Annotated in this window: 12 protein-coding genes and 1 pseudogene; 10 read left to right on the top strand and 3 right to left on the bottom strand. The window is 43.5% G+C overall.

The annotated features are described in order from the left end of the window. Positions 1-203, bottom strand: a pseudogene (locus AZH43_RS12745) (alkyl hydroperoxide reductase subunit F); the annotation flags it as partial. Between the two features lie 219 nt (positions 204-422). On the opposite strand from AZH43_RS12745, the gene AZH43_RS12750 reads away from it, so the two are divergent. Both AZH43_RS12750 and AZH43_RS12755 read left to right on the top strand, forming a co-directional pair. After that, positions 423-638 carry a DUF1653 domain-containing protein gene (locus AZH43_RS12750; protein WP_067670255.1) on the top strand — a complete coding sequence of 72 codons (216 nt, stop codon included), beginning with the start codon at positions 423-425 and terminating at the stop codon, positions 636-638. A 60-nt stretch (positions 639-698) separates the two neighbouring features. Continuing rightward, positions 699-1,289, top strand: a complete 591-nt coding sequence (locus AZH43_RS12755) for an O-methyltransferase (RefSeq protein WP_067670257.1) — start codon at positions 699-701, stop codon at positions 1,287-1,289. A 90-nt stretch (positions 1,290-1,379) separates the two neighbouring features. Here AZH43_RS12755 and AZH43_RS12760 read toward each other — a convergent pair whose 3' ends face one another. After that, positions 1,380-1,586: a KTSC domain-containing protein gene (locus AZH43_RS12760; protein ID WP_067670259.1), complete on the bottom strand. Its 207-nt coding sequence runs from the start codon at positions 1,584-1,586 to the stop codon at positions 1,380-1,382. Positions 1,587-2,066: 480 nt separating this feature from the next. Between AZH43_RS12760 and AZH43_RS12765 the strand changes: the two genes are divergently transcribed. Continuing rightward, positions 2,067-3,113, top strand: a complete 1,047-nt coding sequence (locus AZH43_RS12765; RefSeq protein ID WP_067670261.1) for a linear amide C-N hydrolase — start codon at positions 2,067-2,069, stop codon at positions 3,111-3,113. Positions 3,114-3,189: 76 nt separating this feature from the next. Here AZH43_RS12765 and ahpC read toward each other — a convergent pair whose 3' ends face one another. Then, positions 3,190-3,753: an alkyl hydroperoxide reductase subunit C gene (gene ahpC / locus AZH43_RS12770; protein WP_067670263.1), complete on the bottom strand. Its 564-nt coding sequence runs from the start codon at positions 3,751-3,753 to the stop codon at positions 3,190-3,192. A 373-nt stretch (positions 3,754-4,126) separates the two neighbouring features. Here ahpC and hrpA point away from each other — a divergent pair, with 373 nt between their 5' ends. From hrpA to AZH43_RS12805, 7 genes are all read left to right on the top strand, one after another. Next, complete coding sequence (gene hrpA, locus AZH43_RS12775; protein ID WP_067670266.1) at positions 4,127-8,047, top strand: ATP-dependent RNA helicase HrpA; 3,921 nt, start codon at positions 4,127-4,129, stop codon at positions 8,045-8,047. A gap of 29 nt (positions 8,048-8,076) precedes the next feature. After that, positions 8,077-9,192: a beta-ketoacyl-ACP synthase III gene (locus AZH43_RS12780; RefSeq protein ID WP_067670330.1), complete on the top strand. Its 1,116-nt coding sequence runs from the start codon at positions 8,077-8,079 to the stop codon at positions 9,190-9,192. Between the two features lie 11 nt (positions 9,193-9,203). Beyond that, positions 9,204-9,962 (top strand): lysophospholipid acyltransferase family protein, encoded by a 759-nt coding sequence (locus AZH43_RS12785; protein ID WP_067670268.1) that lies wholly within the window; start codon positions 9,204-9,206, stop codon positions 9,960-9,962. Between the two features lie 236 nt (positions 9,963-10,198). After that, positions 10,199-12,229, top strand: coding sequence for a PcfJ domain-containing protein (locus AZH43_RS12790; RefSeq protein WP_067670335.1), 2,031 nt, complete (start codon positions 10,199-10,201; stop codon positions 12,227-12,229). A gap of 103 nt (positions 12,230-12,332) precedes the next feature. Then, positions 12,333-14,048, top strand: coding sequence for an AAA family ATPase (locus AZH43_RS12795; protein ID WP_067670337.1), 1,716 nt, complete (start codon positions 12,333-12,335; stop codon positions 14,046-14,048). Between the two features lie 95 nt (positions 14,049-14,143). Then, positions 14,144-15,130, top strand: coding sequence for an ion transporter (locus tag AZH43_RS12800; RefSeq protein WP_067670270.1), 987 nt, complete (start codon positions 14,144-14,146; stop codon positions 15,128-15,130). Between the two features lie 207 nt (positions 15,131-15,337). Continuing rightward, positions 15,338-16,258, top strand: a complete 921-nt coding sequence (locus AZH43_RS12805; RefSeq protein ID WP_067670272.1) for a LysR family transcriptional regulator — start codon at positions 15,338-15,340, stop codon at positions 16,256-16,258. Positions 16,259-16,281 lie beyond the last annotated feature (23 nt).

The following is a 16,281-nucleotide window of genomic DNA, read 5'->3' on the forward strand; positions in this document are numbered from 1 at the left end:
TTTGCAATGCSGAAGCTTGGCGCACGTGAATTAGTGCCGTCAAAGCGCGCAGTCACCTGATCAGACAGCGCAGCGACTTCAGTCACCAGCTCTTTGATTTTGTCAGATTTGTCAGTGCCGTTCAGGGTGGCCACGATTTCAATTGGGCTTTCCAAACGTTCAAGCAGGGTTTTAAGTTGAGCAGAAGTATTTTGATCCAGCATTGCTAACGCCTCCAAAGGAGTAAATATTTATTCGATGTGTGAATAATAGGGGATTTATCAAAATAGATAAAATAGTTTGTTTTTATATCATCAATCGATTTATTGAATGTATGGCTGTTTGCTGTGCCAAGCCGTTTTCAAATCAGCGTATTTGCCTGTTGAAGTTGGCTGGCCATGCTATGATTTAATACAAATCCATCGTTAATTCTGAGAATATTCATGCTAAAAAAAGGCATTTACCGTCACTATAAAGGTCAGCTCTATCAAGTGTTTAATGTGGCGAAACATAGTGAAACTGAAGAGCTGCTGGTGGTATATCAATGCTTATATGGCGACTATTCTATGTGGGTGCGGCCGTTTAGCATGTTTACCGAAACGGTTGAACATGAAGGAAAGACCATAGAGCGTTTTAAATTGATTCAGGAAGTCGCATAGAATTTAAACTGTTTAGGTGTTTGAAAAACTCTAAAGTGAAAAACAGGCGGTTTTTATAAGATGAGCGTCACAAAAGATTTTTTAACGCAAGTTCATCAGCTGTATCAGCAATTGCAAAAGCATGATGCGCAGCAAACAGACCGTCTATTACGCTATCGCAGCATAGAGCCTGAATCTGCACATTTGCTGGGCATGCTGATTCGTGCACAGCAAGCGCAAAAGATTTTAGAAATTGGGACATCCGCCGGATATTCGACACTTTGGCTGGTGGAAGCTGCGCAAAGCACAGCAGGGCGTGTAACGACAATAGAACTTGACCTAGAACGCAGTCTGCAGGCAAGAGCGTATGCCAGGCAGCTGCAGCTGGATGCTTATATCAACTTACTTACAGAAGATGCTTTGATTTTTTTACAGCAATGCAGCGAGCAGTATGATTTTATTCTTCTGGATGCAGAACGCGATGCTTATACACAGTATTGGCCGTATTTAATGCAGATTCTTAAAACGAAAGGCGGGCTGCTGGTCGTTGATAATGTCCTCTCTCATGCATCTGACGTAGAAGAATTCATGCATTTAGTTCAAGAAAATATGCAGTTTACTTCGGTAACGTTGCCTGTAGGGGCTGGTTTGCTGCTGGTTACTGCCCATTAATCATGCTGCGGAATTTATAAAAAAAGCCATCAATTTAAAGCTGATGGCTTTTTTATAAATACGCTTTTTATTGTGCAGAAAGATGATTCATTATTGAATGCTGATACGGGTAAAATGCAGGTCATATTCTAAATATTTATGGACGAAAGCCGTTTTATCATTACAGCGCATCATATTATTAAACACAAACTCAGGTACAGGGTGGAACAAATCACCAGTTCCATTGGTGTAAAAAATTTTAAGATAACGTGAAGAAGCGCTGTATTTCCAATATTTTACAGCAAGCGGTGTTCCCATAGCCAACTCCCCTTAAATTATTATGATTGAGCCAACAAAGCTATACGCTTTATTTGAACTTATGATAAATAGGCTCCTGACTTTGTTGAAGAATTGTAATAATGAAGCTGCTATAAATAGCCTTTAATCCATGCCATTCAATTTAAATGTTCAGGCTGAAAATATGAATATAGCTGCTATAGCGGCGGAAAAGTTCAAAGACCATTGTAAATTATGCAGGCCTTCATTTTCTGATTGAAAAATGATTCCCTTTTTAAATTAAATGCTATAAAAATAATGAAACTGGTGTATAAAAAATAATCAGCTTAATCCTGCTGTATTAGAACCGTTTAATTTATAGAAAATAGCAATTTTGTGCGTATAGGCGATTTTTAAAAATCATCAATTGAGTTTTATAAATCTATCAGGTTTGTGCAATGGCATAGGCTCAACTTGATAATCCACTGAAAATTTTAAGTTGCAGGGAAAGGGGGAGTGTGTATGAAAAAGGCAATTTGCTGCGCGCTTGCAGTTTCAGGATTTATGCTGGCTACAGTGGCTGATGCATGTACACGGGTGGTTTTTCACGGAGATAACAGCAATGTCATGACAGCCCGTTCAATGGACTGGAAAACTGATGTCGGCACCAATCTGTGGATTCTGCCAAGCGGTGTGAAACGCAATGGCCTTGCTGGGCCGCAGTCCATGCAATGGTCGGCTAAATACGGCAGTGTTGTTGCAACGGGCTATGATATTTCAACTACAGACGGTTTAAATGAAAAGGGGCTGAACGCAAATTTATTGTGGCTGGTAGAGTCTGAATACCCTCAAACTGAAAAGTCTAAAAAGCCAAAACTGAGTATCTCTTTGTGGGCGCAATATGTTTTGGATAATTTCTCTACGGTAGCTGAAGCCGTTGAATTTTTAAAAAAAGAACCTTTTGATGTGATTTCTGATCAAGTTCCCGGTGAAAACCGTTTGGCGACTTTGCATTTGTCTATTTCAGATAAAACTGGAGACAGCGCCATTGTTGAATATATTGGCGGCCGACAGGTGATTCATCATAATAAAAGCTACCAAGTGATGACGAATTCGCCGACTTTTGATCAGCAGCTGGCATTAAATCAATATTGGAAACAAATTGGCGGGACAGTCTTTATGCCCGGCACCAACCGCGCGGCAGACCGTTTTGCAAGAGCCTCTTTTTATATTCAAGCGATTCCCAAACATGTAGATTCTAATAGCAGTTTAGCCAGTGTTTTTAGTGTAATCCGTAATGTTTCAGTGCCTTATGGCTTAAATACAGAAGAAGAACCGAATATTTCTTCAACGCGCTGGAGAACAGTGGTAGATCATAAGCGCAATCTTTATTTTTTTGAATCAGCTGTTTCGCCCAATGTATTTTGGGTCGATTTGAATAAAATTAATTTTAAAGATGGAAAATCTCGTAAATTGGATTTAGGAAAAGACCAATCCAATACTTTTGCGGGCGATGCAACCGCTGCGTTTACAGAAACCAAGCCATTTGTATTTTTAGGAATCAGCTGAGCGGCATCAATCATTCGTTATGAATAAAAAAACCGCGCAAATAGCGCGGTTTTTTATCAGTTCAATCTAATACAGATTAGATTTTACCAACTAGGTCGATTGAAGGAGCAAGAGTTGCGTCGCCTTCTTTCCATTTAGCCGGGCAAACTTCGCCTGGGTGAGCATGAACGTATTGAGCTGCTTTAACTTTACGAAGCAGTTCAGAAGCGTCACGGCCGATACCGCCAGCATTGATTTCAACGATTTGGATTTTGCCTTCAGGATCGATAACAAAAGTACCGCGGTCAGCAAGGCCATCAGCTTCAATTAATACGTCAAAGTTTTTAGCAAGAGTCCAGTTCGCATCACCAACCATTACGTATTGGATTTTTTTGATTTCTTCTGAAGAATCGTGCCAAGCTTTGTGAGTGAAGTGCGTGTCAGTAGAAACTGAGTAGATTTCTACGCCTAATTTTTGGAATTCAGCGTAGTTGTCAGCAAGGTCACCAAGTTCAGTTGGGCAAACGAAAGTGAAGTCAGCAGGATAGAAGAAAACAACTGACCATTTGCCTTTAAGGTCAGCTTCAGTCACTTCAATGAATTGACCGTTTTGGAATGCTTGTGCTTTAAATGGTTTAACTTCAGTATTAATTAAGCTCATCATTGTCTCCATGATTGAGGTTTGTATTTGATTTCCAATAGAGTATAGAAATTCTTGTTATTGCTGAAATGGTATTTTTACATTATAGATATCGGAAAAACCGAATTAAGAAAAAATACCATCACAGCAAGTTGATGATTCTGCTTGTTCGCACATTAATCACCATAATTCGCATGGTGATGTGACGCTGAAATGACAAAATCAACAAAAAAACTGTCTGTTCCTCAACTTGCCTTAGAACATGAAGTCATTGCTGTTAAAATTCAAGGGTAAAAATTAAAAAAGTTAAAATTAAACAAAATCTATGTTCTTCCGCTTAATGTCATTACAGCGTAAAATGTCCGATTGTTGTTTTTATTAGGGATCTTGTTCTGTGCAGAGTCATTTAAATACAGACCATCTGGTGATGGCGCGTGACCGTCATCGTTTAAATCGACTGAAAAAGGGCAAGGATGCAAATGAAAAACAGCATCAGGAATTGTTTGAAAAATCGAATAATAAAGTAAAGCAGCGTCTTGCCAGCCTGCCGGCGATTAAACTTAATCAAGATTTGCCTGTCACGCAATGCGCCGCGCAATTGGCGGAAGCAATTCAGAAGCATCAAGTCATTATTGTGGCGGGTGAAACAGGCTCGGGTAAAACTACGCAGTTGCCTCAGATTGCCATGCTGGCTGGCCGCGGTTTAACGGGCATGATTGGCCATACTCAGCCGCGCCGTTTGGCAGCGCGCAGTGTATCTGAGCGCATTGCAGAAGAAGTCGGTCAAAAACTGGGTCAGGCCATCAGCTTTAAAGTCCGCTTTAATGAGCAAGGTTCCCAAGATTCAATTGTGCGTTTAATGACGGATGGTATTTTGCTGGCAGAATTGGCCAATGACCGCTATTTGACAAAATACGACACCATTATTATTGATGAAGCGCATGAGCGCTCACTGAATATTGACTTCATTATGGGCTATTTGAAACAGCTCTTGCCGCGCCGTAAAGACTTAAAAGTTATTATTACGTCGGCAACCTTAGATGTGAACCGTTTCAGCCGATATTTCAACGGTGCGCCAGTATTTGAAGTTGAAGGGCGCAGTTTTCCGGTTGAAGTGCGTTACCGTCCCATTTCAGAGTTGAATATTGGCGGCAGTGACGACGATGAATTTGATGATTTTGAAGAAAATCTGCCTCGTGCCGTGGTGTCTGCGGTCGAAGAATGTTTTAAAGATGCGCAGGAAAAAGGGCACCCGGAACATGCGGATATTCTGATTTTTGCCAGTACAGAGCAGGAAATTCGGGAACTGCAGGAAACCTTGCAAAAGCATGGCCCGCGCCATACAGAAGTATTGACGCTGTTCGCGCGTTTGGCGCTGGCGGAACAGCAGAAAATTTTTAATCCTTCTGGCGGCGGCCGCCGCATTATTATTGCCACCAACGTGGCGGAAACTGCACTTACTGTACCGAATATCCGTTATGTAATTGACAGCGGCTTTGCGCGGATTTCACGTTATAACTACCGTTCGCGAGTTCAGCGCCTGCCGATTGAAGCCGTTTCACAGGCTGCAGCCAATCAGCGCAAGGGGCGTTGCGGCCGTATTGCGCCGGGTGTCTGCATTCGTCTATACAGTGAAGAAGACTTTCAAGGCCGGCCTGAATTTACTGAACCGGAAATTAAGCGTACAAATTTGGCTTCTGTAATTCTGCAGATGGAAAGTTTGGGCTTAGGTACCTTTGATGATTTTGATTTTATTGAGCCGCCAGATCACCGTTTAGTCAATGATGGGCTTAAGCTGCTGATTGAACTGGGCGCAATGAATGAAAAAGGTGCATCGAAGGCGCAAGATGAAAAGCCGTCTTCTGCATCTGCAGCCGGCAACAAATCTAAAAAACCGGAAAAGCTGACCAAAGTGGGTCAGCAAATGGCGAAAATGCCGATTGATCCGCGTTTGGCGCGTATGATTTTGGGCGGCGCGCATTTTGGCGTACTGAATGAAGTCTTAATCATTGTCGCTGCGCTGGCGGTGCAGGATCCGCGTGAGCGTCCGGCAGAAAAACAAATGCAGGCCGATCAAAAGCATGCTTTATTCCGTGAAGCCGATTCAGATTTCCTGTTTTACATTAAATTGTGGGAAACCATTCACGGCAATGTTGACCGGATGAGTGAAAATAAGCGCCGCAGCTTTGCGCGCGATCATTTCCTGAGCTGGCTGCGGCTGCGTGAATGGAAGAAAACCCATGAACAGCTGGTCGATTTGGCAAAAGGTTTAAAACTGTCCTTTAATGAAAAGAAAGCCAGTTATGAAAATCTGCACCGTGCATTGCTTACTGGCTTGCTGTCGTTTATTGCCAACAAAACGGATGAGCGGAATGTCTTTATGGCCGTCCGTCAGCAAAAAGCGCGGATCTTTCCCGCATCGACGCTGCATAAAACCAATACACCGTGGGTCATGGCTTTTGAAATGGTTGAAACCTCACAAGTCTATTTGCGCACGTTGGCAAAAATTGAACCGGAATGGATTTTACTGGCAGCGGGAGACTTGCTGAAGCATCATTATTTTGAGCCGCACTGGTCTAAAAAAGCGGGTGTGGTCAATGCATATGATCAAATTGCACTATTTGGACTGATTATTGAGCCGAAACGTCCGATTAATTACGAAAAGGTTGATCAGCCAGCTGCGCATGAGATTTTCTTGCGTGATGCATTAACCACTGGAAACTTAGGCATAACGCCGCCATTTTTACAGCATAATCTGCGCAAGCTGGAAGAAGTTGAGCGTGTCGAAGATAAATTGCGTCGCCGTGATTTAGTGGTGGATGAAGAAACCATTTATCAATTTTATGCCGCTAAAGTTCCAGAAGATGTTGCAAGCCGCCGCGCTTTTGAAGATTGGCGCGCCACGGTAGAGCCGAATAACCCGCGCTATTTATTTGTGGACGATGATGCGCTGTGGCTGAATGAGCGTCCTACAACACAGCAATTTCCGGATTATTTGCACAATGGAGAATTGCGTTTAGCAGCCAGCTACCGCTTTGACCCCAGCCATGATGAAGATGGCGCAACAGTTAAAATTCCGCTACAGGCATTGCCTCAGGTGGATGAAAGCTTATGGTCATGGGGCATTCCAGGCTGGCGTCAGGATTTGATTGAAGCTTTGCTGAAAAGTTTGCCGAAAGATAAGCGCCGTAATCTGGTGCCCATCCCTGATACTGCCAAAAAACTGATGTCACGGATTGATGCGCAGCATTTGCAGCAGCACATTTTCAGCTTTTTGGCTTTTCAGCTCCGTGCAGATCAAATTTCAGAAAAAGACTTTTCATTTGAGCGTGTTGAACACTATTTACTGCCGCTGATCAAAGTGATTGATGATAAGGGCCGGGTCATTGAGCAAGGCCGGGATTTATCTGAGCTTAAAGCGCGCTGCAGAACTGAGACCCACAGTCCTGTCAAGCAGTTGAAAGGCGAGTATCAGACTTTCCCTGATCAATTCGTTTTTGAAGCCTCACAGAAGGTCACAGGGGTTGTGGTGAAGCAGTATCAGGCCTTGGTGCCTGTGAAAGCCTTTGCTTCATTAGAGCAAAAAGATGAATCCGGTGTCGTGATTCAAACCTTTAATGATCAGTCCGAGGCCATTAAACAGCACCGTGAAGGGGTGATCCGTTTAGTGCATATGCAGCTGGGGGATTTAGCGCGCCAGCTGAAAAAACAGATCTCAAAACAGCTGACATTGGCTTATTCGCCTTTAGGCGATAAGGCCAAACTTGAGCAAATGTTAGTTTATGCCACACTGCAGGTTGCAGTAAATGAGCTTCCTGTCAATGCTGATGAGTACCAAAACTTAATCGTAAATGTAAAAAAATCTTTCCTGACTCATGGTCAAAAAGTATTGGAAATGCTGAGCGATATCTTCATTCAATGGCAGGATATACGGCGCAAACTGCTGGTTTTAGACGATTCTCTGTTTGGAAAAAATATTGATGATATTGAAGATCAGCTTGATTTAATGCGCCTTTCAGATTTCGTCTATGTCAAATCATCCGATGTTTGGCAGGAATTTCCACGTTATTTAAAAGCCTTGGTCTTGCGTTTGGAGCGCTTACCAAATAATCTGCAAAGGGACAATTCTGCCATTGATCAAATTGATCCATGGATGGAAAAATTATTTAAGTTTAAAAATGACACCCGCCTTAAAGAATTGTACTTCATGGTGGAGGAGTTGCGTATCTCATTATTTTGTCAGCCGATGAAAACGAAGATGCCGGTTTCTCAGTCCCGCTTGCAAAAAGCATGGGAAAAGCTTGGAATCAATTAAGATTAGGCAATTTGAAACAGGAGTTTTACATGGGCATCCGCATTACGGGTACTGGCTTATTCCATCCGGAAGACGTTATTACCAACGAAGAGTTAGTTGAAGGTTTAAATGCCTATGTGGAACAGTACAACTCAGACAACGCTGAAAAGATTGCCGCTGGTGAACTGGAAGCGCGCCGCGGTTCAAGTGCTGAATTCATTGAAAAAGCGTCAGGCGTAAAACGCCGTTATGTCGCAGAAAAATCAGGCATCTTAGATCCGAAACGCTTGCGTCCAGTGCTGCGTGAACGTGCGAATGATGAATTGTCTATTCAGGCGGAATGGGGTGTAGCAGCTGCAAAGCAAGCCATGGAAAATGCAGGCGTGACTGCTGCTGATATTGATGTGGTGATTTTATCTTGCTCAAATATTCAGCGCGCATATCCTGCCGTAGCGATAGAAATTCAAACTGCGTTGGGCATTGAAGGCTATGCTTACGACATGAACGTCGCTTGTTCAGCTGCAACTTTCGGCATTAAGCAGGCGTATGACGCCATTAAAGCCGGCGCGCGCCGTGTATTGCTGGTCAATGTCGAAATTACGTCTGGCCACACCGATTTCCGTTCACGTGACTGCCATTTCATTTTCGGTGATGTTGCAACGGCTTCAATTATTGAAGATACAGAAACTAAAACAGGATTTGAAGTACTGGATTTCAGCCTGTTTACCCAGTTTTCCAACAATATCCGCAACAACTTCGGTTATTTGAATATGAGCGAAGTTGATGCTGATATCGATAACAACCGCTTCCGTCAAGACGGCCGCAAAGTGTTTAAAGAAGTCTGTCCGCTGGTTGCGAAAATGATTACCAAGCAGCTGGAAAAAAATGAAATTGCGCCTCAGCGCGTGAAACGTTTTTGGCTGCACCAGGCCAATGCCAGCATGAACGAGCTCATTCTGAAACTGGTGGTGGGCAAAGAAAATGCGCAGCCTGAACTTGTGCCAATCATTTTGGATGAGTTTGCAAATACCTCATCTGCGGGTGTCATTATTGCGCTGCACCGTACTGCAGAACAAGTGAACGATGGAGAATATGGCGTACTGTGTTCATTTGGCGCAGGCTATTCTGTCGGCTCGATTCTTGTGCAAAAACGCGCTGCTGCTTAAGGAGCGCTGCATTGCAGGTAGAGCATGATGCAAAATGGATAAAGCGTTTCAGCGCTTTGTCCAAGCTGTATTTTACTCCTACTTTTTTGGGCTCGGAGCATATTGACGCTTCGAAACCGGCAATGTATGTCGGCAATCATACAATTTATGGCGTGCTGGATGCGCCGATGGTTATCGACTATTTATTCAATGAACATCAAGTGGCTGTGGTGAGCTTGGCTGACCATAGCCATTTTTATTTGCCTATATGGCGCAGTATCGTCAAAAAATTTGGCGCCGTCGATGGTGTACGTGAATATGCGCGGACATTGATGCAGCAAGGCTATTCAATATTGGTTTTTCCAGGCGGCGGCCGTGAAGTGCTGAAGCGTAAAGGGGAAGCTTACCAGCTGATTTGGAAAGAGCGCTATGGCTTTTTAAAACTGGCGCAAGAGTTCGGGTATGATATTGTGCCCTTTGCCGCTTTAGGCGGTGATGAAGTTTTTGATTTGGGTTTTGATGCCAATCATATTGTGCAAAATAAGTATTTTCAAAAATTATTGAAAATTCCGCAGCTGAATAAGCTGCTGCGCCGCGGCGATGTGATTCCTTCGCTGCCGAGCCATCTTATTCCAAAGCGTATACCTTTTTATTTTCAGTTCATGCCGCGGCACAGCATTATGCAGATTGAAAATGTCGAACAGCTGATCGCCTTTAGGGCCGAGATTCAGCATTCAATTTATAATTCTTTAGAAAACCTGAAGCAATTAAGAAGCCAGAAAACGAAGTAATCAAAAGTTCAGGCAGTCAACGCTGTAACTGAATAGCATGCCTCTTAATTTTAGATGCCAGTTTCTTGGGGGCGAGTTTCATTCCACGACTATTTTCAGTCAAATGAGCAATTGTTCATTTACGGATTTACAGGCCGTACCTGAATGAATGCAGCAGTCGGATAAAAAGGATGGAGTATACCGCTTATATTCTCTATATTGGGTGATGTTAAAGATTTGATGCCGCGGGAGGAATGATGCAAAAAGAAGTTTCAGTTCCTGAATGGACTGCTGCTGCCCGGCAGCTGTTGCGAATTTCACCTGAATTGAGCCATTTGGTTCAGGCGCAGCAGGATTTGGCATCGCAAATAGCGAAGCATCAGCTGTTTAAAATAGATCGAGAACAGCAGCGCATTCAGATCGCGTATCCATTTTTTTACATTCAGTTTCATACCCCGCATGCCGCAGCAGAACAGGGCGCATCCAGTTTAGTCTGCAGTCATTTTGTAGTTCAGCATCAGAAGGCCGAATTGCTGGAAGATTTTTTTATGCAGGATGTGCATTTTTTGACGGGAGATTTAAAAGCGCAGCACCCGCTTTTTCTGCGCACTAAAGCCCAGCAGATCAGAGAAATCTTGGCGAAGGAAATAATCAGCTGGGCCTTTGGCACAGAAAAAATTAAGACTGCGCTGCAGCAGATGAGCCTAGCGCAAGCTGAATTTACCGATGAGCTGATGATGACGCATCAGCTGTATAGTCAGCCCATTTTGCAGGCGTGCTTGCTGCAGCAGAAGCCGATTCCAGAATCTGCGGTGGAAAAATTTTTGCCGCTGCTGCGCTTGGATACAGTGCTGGCGCATGAATTTTTACCTTTGCAACCATTGATGGAAAGTTTTGATGAATTCTGTTTCAGCGCAGCACAATTTTTAGATCCGGCAGTGTTCCGTATTGCATCGCTGTTTTATCGGGAACAATTCAATCTGAATGAGCTGATAGAACTTGAAGATGATATTGGCATGCTGTATGCGCATGCCAAAGAGCAGCCGCAGCTGTTAGGCTTTGCGCGGTTAATGAATAGGGAAGTATGGCGTCAGTCGGACTTGTTCTCTAAACCGCATTTTTTAACGGCAAATCACCGTATCTGGCAAAAGAAAGCCGCAGTGCTGCCTTTGTTTGACTGTGTCCGGGCCGTGAATTGGCTGTTTAAGCAAAGTTTGGATGTGCTGGACTGGATCAGTCAAAACGTACAGCACAGCAATATCCGCACAGCCGTTACGGCTTTAAGCTATGTCGATTGCAGCCAAATGCACCCTCAAATTATTTTAGCGGCATTGCAGTATTTTCAGCATGTCAGCGCGCGGCTGTTTATACAGAGCTGCCATGCTGCGGCTATTGAAGAAAACTGGTTTGAACATCCGGAAAATCAAGCTGTCGTATTGCAAGGTACACGGCAGGCGATAGATGACCATCGTGTGGCAATTCGGCCTTCAATTTTATATTTAGATGAATGGATGGCTCTGGCAAGCAGTATGGCCAAATCTGATGAACTGGCGATGAAAAAAGTTTATCTGCGAATGAGCCGTGTCATGCAGGCATTTATGCTGCATCTGCGGAAAATTACAGCTGATTTTCCGGAAGATTTGATGGACTTTATATTGCCGGATACTCAGCAAGACCGCGATTTTTATGCGGTGCTGCATTGCCATAAAATGCCTCAAGATATGTTCCGTCAGCAATTTTATCTGCAGCATGGAGCGGTGCGGAAAAGTATTTTTGATGCTTACGTGCGGGATTATTTAAGCGCTTATTTTTCTGAAACCAAACGGGTGCCTAAAACGGTTACATGGACTGGACTGTTTTATCAGGCTGCCATTTGGCATCAAAAAATTCAAACTGAAGAAATTTTGGCAAAACTGAAAAAAGAGTTTTCTTGCTCAGACTGGAAACCGTTTACTGTGTGTTCAGAATTGTACTTTGATCAGTGGCGCTTTCAGGAATTGCAGAGTGTTGAGCGGATTATTGATGAATCTCAAAAATTTCAGCATTGTCTGGCCGCCAGCTATGCTCAGCGTATTATTGAGGGGCAGTACAGCGCATTTCATATGTCGCATGTGACACAGCCGCTGCGTATGACGCTAGGCTGCATCCGGCAAGATGGCCAGCTTATTTTTGATCAGCTGGAACTGCCGCATAATGAGAAGGCGGAAGAATGCTATGTGCAGATTGCGAAGCAGTTTATTGATTGGCTGAATGCCGAAGCCAATAAAAAATCAAATGAAATTGCTTAAAACATAGTGAGTTAAGCAGACATTCTTTGATACTTGCGCAACAGGCTTAACTTTTTAGCCAAAACTCGTTAGGCTATAGCCGTTCTTTCACGGTATGCGTCATATGAAACAGGAAACTGCACTCAAGTTATTAAAAGCGGGCGAAAATGTCTTTTTGACAGGTTCAGCCGGTGCAGGGAAGACGTATACCCTCAATCAGTATATTAATTATTTAAAAGCCCGAAAAGTCACAGTCGCCATAACAGCCTCGACAGGGATTGCCGCAACGCATATGAATGGTATGACGATTCATACATGGGCGGGCATTGGCATTAAGGATGCGATTTCAGAAGATGAGCTGAAACGCATGAAAGAGCGCAAATACCTTAAAGAGCATTTAGAAAACGCGCAAGTTCTGATTATTGATGAAATTTCAATGCTGCATGCCAAGCAACTGAATTTAGTCAACAAGGTTCTAAAATATTTCAAAGAAAGCGATGAGGCCTTTGGCGGCATTCAGGTGGTGGCCGCCGGTGACTTTTTCCAGCTTCCGCCTGTAGGCAAAAAAGAAGAAAGCAACCGCGATAAATTCTGCTTTATGTCTGAAGCTTGGGTAGAGGCAAAATTTCGGGTGTGCTATCTGACCGAACAGCACCGTCAGGGCAATGATTATTTAAATGATATTTTAAATGCCATCCGCGCGCAGCATATTACTCAAGACCATTTGCATGCGCTGAATGAAACCCGCCAGCAGGACATTGGTGAGACGTTTACCCGCTTATACACGCACAATATGGATGTGGACAGCATCAATTTTAAGCATTTAAATGAAATTGATCAGGAATCCCGCCAGTTTGATGCGCAAAGCGACGGCAATGAAAAACTGATTGAAACCTTAAAATCATCTGTGCGCGCACCAGAAAATTTAACTTTGAAAAAGCATGCCAAAGTCATGTTTGTTAAAAACAACTTTGATTTGGGCTATATCAACGGCAGCTTGGGCGAAGTGATTGCATTTGAAGAAGATGATGAATATGGCGTGCTGCCGAAGGTTAAATTGACCGACGGCACGACCTTAACGGTAGAACCGGAAACGTGGTCTGTAGATAATGATGAAGGTAAAACCATTGCCAGTTTTCAGCAAATTCCGCTGCGTTTGGCATGGGCCATTACCATTCATAAATCGCAAGGCATGACTTTAGAAGCTGCTGAAATTAATTTGGCGCATACGTTTGAAAAAGGTCAGGGCTATGTGGCGCTTTCCCGCCTCAAAACATTAGGCGGATTAAGGCTGCTGGGCATTAATGATCAAGCGCTGCAGCTAGACAGCTTGGCTGTGAAAGCAGACCGCCGTTTTCAGGAGCTTTCCTCAGAGGCTGATCTGCATTTTGAAGATGCTGATTTTACTGTGCAGCATAAGGCTTTTATCCGTCATTGCGGCGGCACTCTGAATGAATATGAAATTGAGCGCAATGAGAAAAAACTGGCGAAATCCGGCGCGAAGCAAAGCTTTGCATCTGCCACATTGGATGAAACCCGCGCTTTGTTTGAGGATGGCTATGAAATTCAGGATATTGCCGTTGAACGCGGTTTGACGCCAGCCACCATTATTAACCATTTAGGCCGCTTGCAAAAAGAGCAGGGGCTGGACATTTCAGTGGCCAACCCCGGTGAGGAAGCTGTTGAGCAAGTCCGTAAAATTTATAAGCGCTTGACCAAACGCAATGATACCGAAAATTTCAATGATGACGGCAGCATTAAACTGCGGCCAATTGTTGAGCTGACCAGCCCTCGGATGGGTTATGACCAAGTCCGTTTAGCGCTGCTGTTTGTAGAGTAATTTAAGCCGCCGGAGATATAGATGAAACGGTTGGATTTATTTTTTGATAACATCAGTTAAACTGAAGCATAATTCTTAAATAAAACCCGATCGCTATGGCATTTACGGCTTGGTATACGCTTCGAAAGTTTGTCTATAATAATTTGCATAATGACGAATATGAAACGTCCTTCAGCCGTGCGGTCAATTATTTTTTAATTCTTTTGATTCTATGCAATGCCGCCGCCGTGCTTTTAGAATCTGTGAATGATATTTATCAGTCTTACCGTCTGCTGTTTGATACCTTTGAACATATTTCCATTGTCATTTTCAGTGCAGAGTATTTGCTGCGGTTTTGGTCTATTGCTGAACAGGAACCTTTTGAATCGGGCTGGAAAAATCGGCTGAACTGGGTGAAAAGCGGCGGCGCCATTATTGATTTGCTGGCGATATTGCCAGCTTATATCAACTTCTTTGTACCTATCGATTTAAGATTCCTTCGAATTTTACGTTTATTGCGTTTGTTGAAGCTGACGCGCTATTTCGTCTCTTTGCAAATTTTGCTTCGGGTCATAGAGCGTGAAAAGGGTTCATTTCAAGCGGTTATTTTTATCCTCAGCATTATGATTGTGATGGCTGCGGCCTGTATTTATGTGGTGGAAAGCAAAGCGCAGCCTCAGGTCTTTACCTCTATTCCAGCCTCAATGTGGTGGGCAGTCGTGACTTTGACCACAGTCGGTTATGGGGACGTCACGCCCATTACACCTTTAGGCCGATTTCTAGGCGCGCTGATTACAATATTGGGCGTAGGGTTGGCTGCATTGCCTGCCGGTATTTTAGCAAACGGCTTGGCCAATGAATTAGAACAGCGCAAGCAGTTTTTAGAGCTTAAATTTAGAGAGCTTTTGCAAAACTCTGAAATTGATTTAGTCATTGATCGGGAAAAAATAGAAGACATACGTAAAGATGTGGGCCTGACCAAAGAGCAGACACAGGATATTCTTTTACAGTTGATGCGCGAGCAGCGTGAAGAAAGTTTAAAGCAGGAGCGTGAGCAATACGCATACTGTCCGCATTGCGGGAAAAAACTGCCAGAGCTGTAAATGAGTTCTGTCTTTGCCGTCTTTAAGGTTAAGCCAGCCGCTTTTCCTATTTGCATGCAGAATAAAAGATATGGCTCATTTACAGGCAATCAAAATTTTAATGAATTTTATTATCTTAAAATATGTTAAGATGAATTATATTCATGATAAAGGTGCGCATAAGCGCTTTTTGATCAATGCCTTTCAGTTACGCGGGAAACAGCAGACATGTTGGAAATTCGTCATTTAAAAACTTTAACGGCCCTCAGAGAACATGGTTCACTGGTTTCTGCTGCCAATGATTTATGTTTAACGCCCTCTGCAATTTCTCATCAATTGAAAGAATTGGATCATTGGTATGGTGTAGAAGTGGTGAATCGCCGCAGCCGCCCTGTGACTTTTTCTAACGTTGGACAGCGCTTGTTGAAATTGGCTGATGATGTCTTACCGCAAGTGCAGATTGCCCAATCAGACATTACCCGTATTGTGCATGGTCAAACTGGGCGCATTACATTTTCTTCAGAATGCCACAGCTGTTTTGACTGGCTGATGCCGCTGCTGAATGTTTACCGCCAGCAGTATCCTGATGTTGATTTAGACTTTGCCTCTGGTTTTGAGGCAAACCCGCACGAGCTGCTGCAAAATGCAGAATTTGATTTATTGATTACAGCAGATCCGATTACATTAAAAGGCATCGAATATTTTCCAATTTTTGAATATGAATCGCGGCTGGTGCTGTCACATACCCATCCATTAGTGCGCGCAGACAATATTACCGTGCAGGATTTGGCGAATGAAACCCTGATTACATATCCTGTCGATAAGCACCGTCTGGATATTATGGCAAAGCTGTTTATTCCTGCAAATATTCAGCCTAAACATATCCGTACCACCGATTTAACACAGATGCTGATACAGCTGGTTGCCAGCGGGCGCGGCATAGCTGCTTTGCCGGATTGGGTAGTGAATGAATATGAACAAAAAGGCTGGGTAACTTCCCGCCGTTTAACCTGTGTTTCGCCGAATGGACTGCGCCGTACCCTGTATGCGGGCTTTAGAACGGAAGAAAAAGAAAAAAGCTATTTTGAAGGTTTCTTAAAACAGCTGGAAAAATTCTCGCAAAAACGGGCAACATATTATTCTTCATAAAGCTTTGATATTGATCTTGCAGG

Origin of the sequence: Acinetobacter pragensis, from assembly GCF_001605895.1 — a bacterium.
Lineage (GTDB): Bacteria > Pseudomonadota > Gammaproteobacteria > Pseudomonadales > Moraxellaceae > Acinetobacter > Acinetobacter pragensis.

Bases quoted from the DNA above. Each gene is read 5' to 3' on its own strand.
- AZH43_RS12750 (WP_067670255.1), top strand. From the start codon at position 423: ATGCTAAAAAAAGGCATTTACCGTCACTATAAAGGTCAGCTCTATCAA.
- AZH43_RS12765 (WP_067670261.1), top strand. From the start codon at position 2,067: ATGAAAAAGGCAATTTGCTGCGCGCTTGCAGTTTCAGGATTTATGCTG.
- AZH43_RS12755 (WP_067670257.1), top strand. From the start codon at position 699: ATGAGCGTCACAAAAGATTTTTTAACGCAAGTTCATCAGCTGTATCAG.
- AZH43_RS12800 (WP_067670270.1), top strand. From the start codon at position 14,144: ATGGCATTTACGGCTTGGTATACGCTTCGAAAGTTTGTCTATAATAAT.
- AZH43_RS12760 (WP_067670259.1), bottom strand. From the start codon at position 1,586: ATGGGAACACCGCTTGCTGTAAAATATTGGAAATACAGCGCTTCTTCA.
- AZH43_RS12805 (WP_067670272.1), top strand. From the start codon at position 15,338: ATGTTGGAAATTCGTCATTTAAAAACTTTAACGGCCCTCAGAGAACAT.
- AZH43_RS12790 (WP_067670335.1), top strand. From the start codon at position 10,199: ATGCAAAAAGAAGTTTCAGTTCCTGAATGGACTGCTGCTGCCCGGCAG.
- AZH43_RS12795 (WP_067670337.1), top strand. From the start codon at position 12,333: ATGAAACAGGAAACTGCACTCAAGTTATTAAAAGCGGGCGAAAATGTC.
- AZH43_RS12780 (WP_067670330.1), top strand. From the start codon at position 8,077: ATGGGCATCCGCATTACGGGTACTGGCTTATTCCATCCGGAAGACGTT.
- ahpC (WP_067670263.1), bottom strand. From the start codon at position 3,753: ATGAGCTTAATTAATACTGAAGTTAAACCATTTAAAGCACAAGCATTC.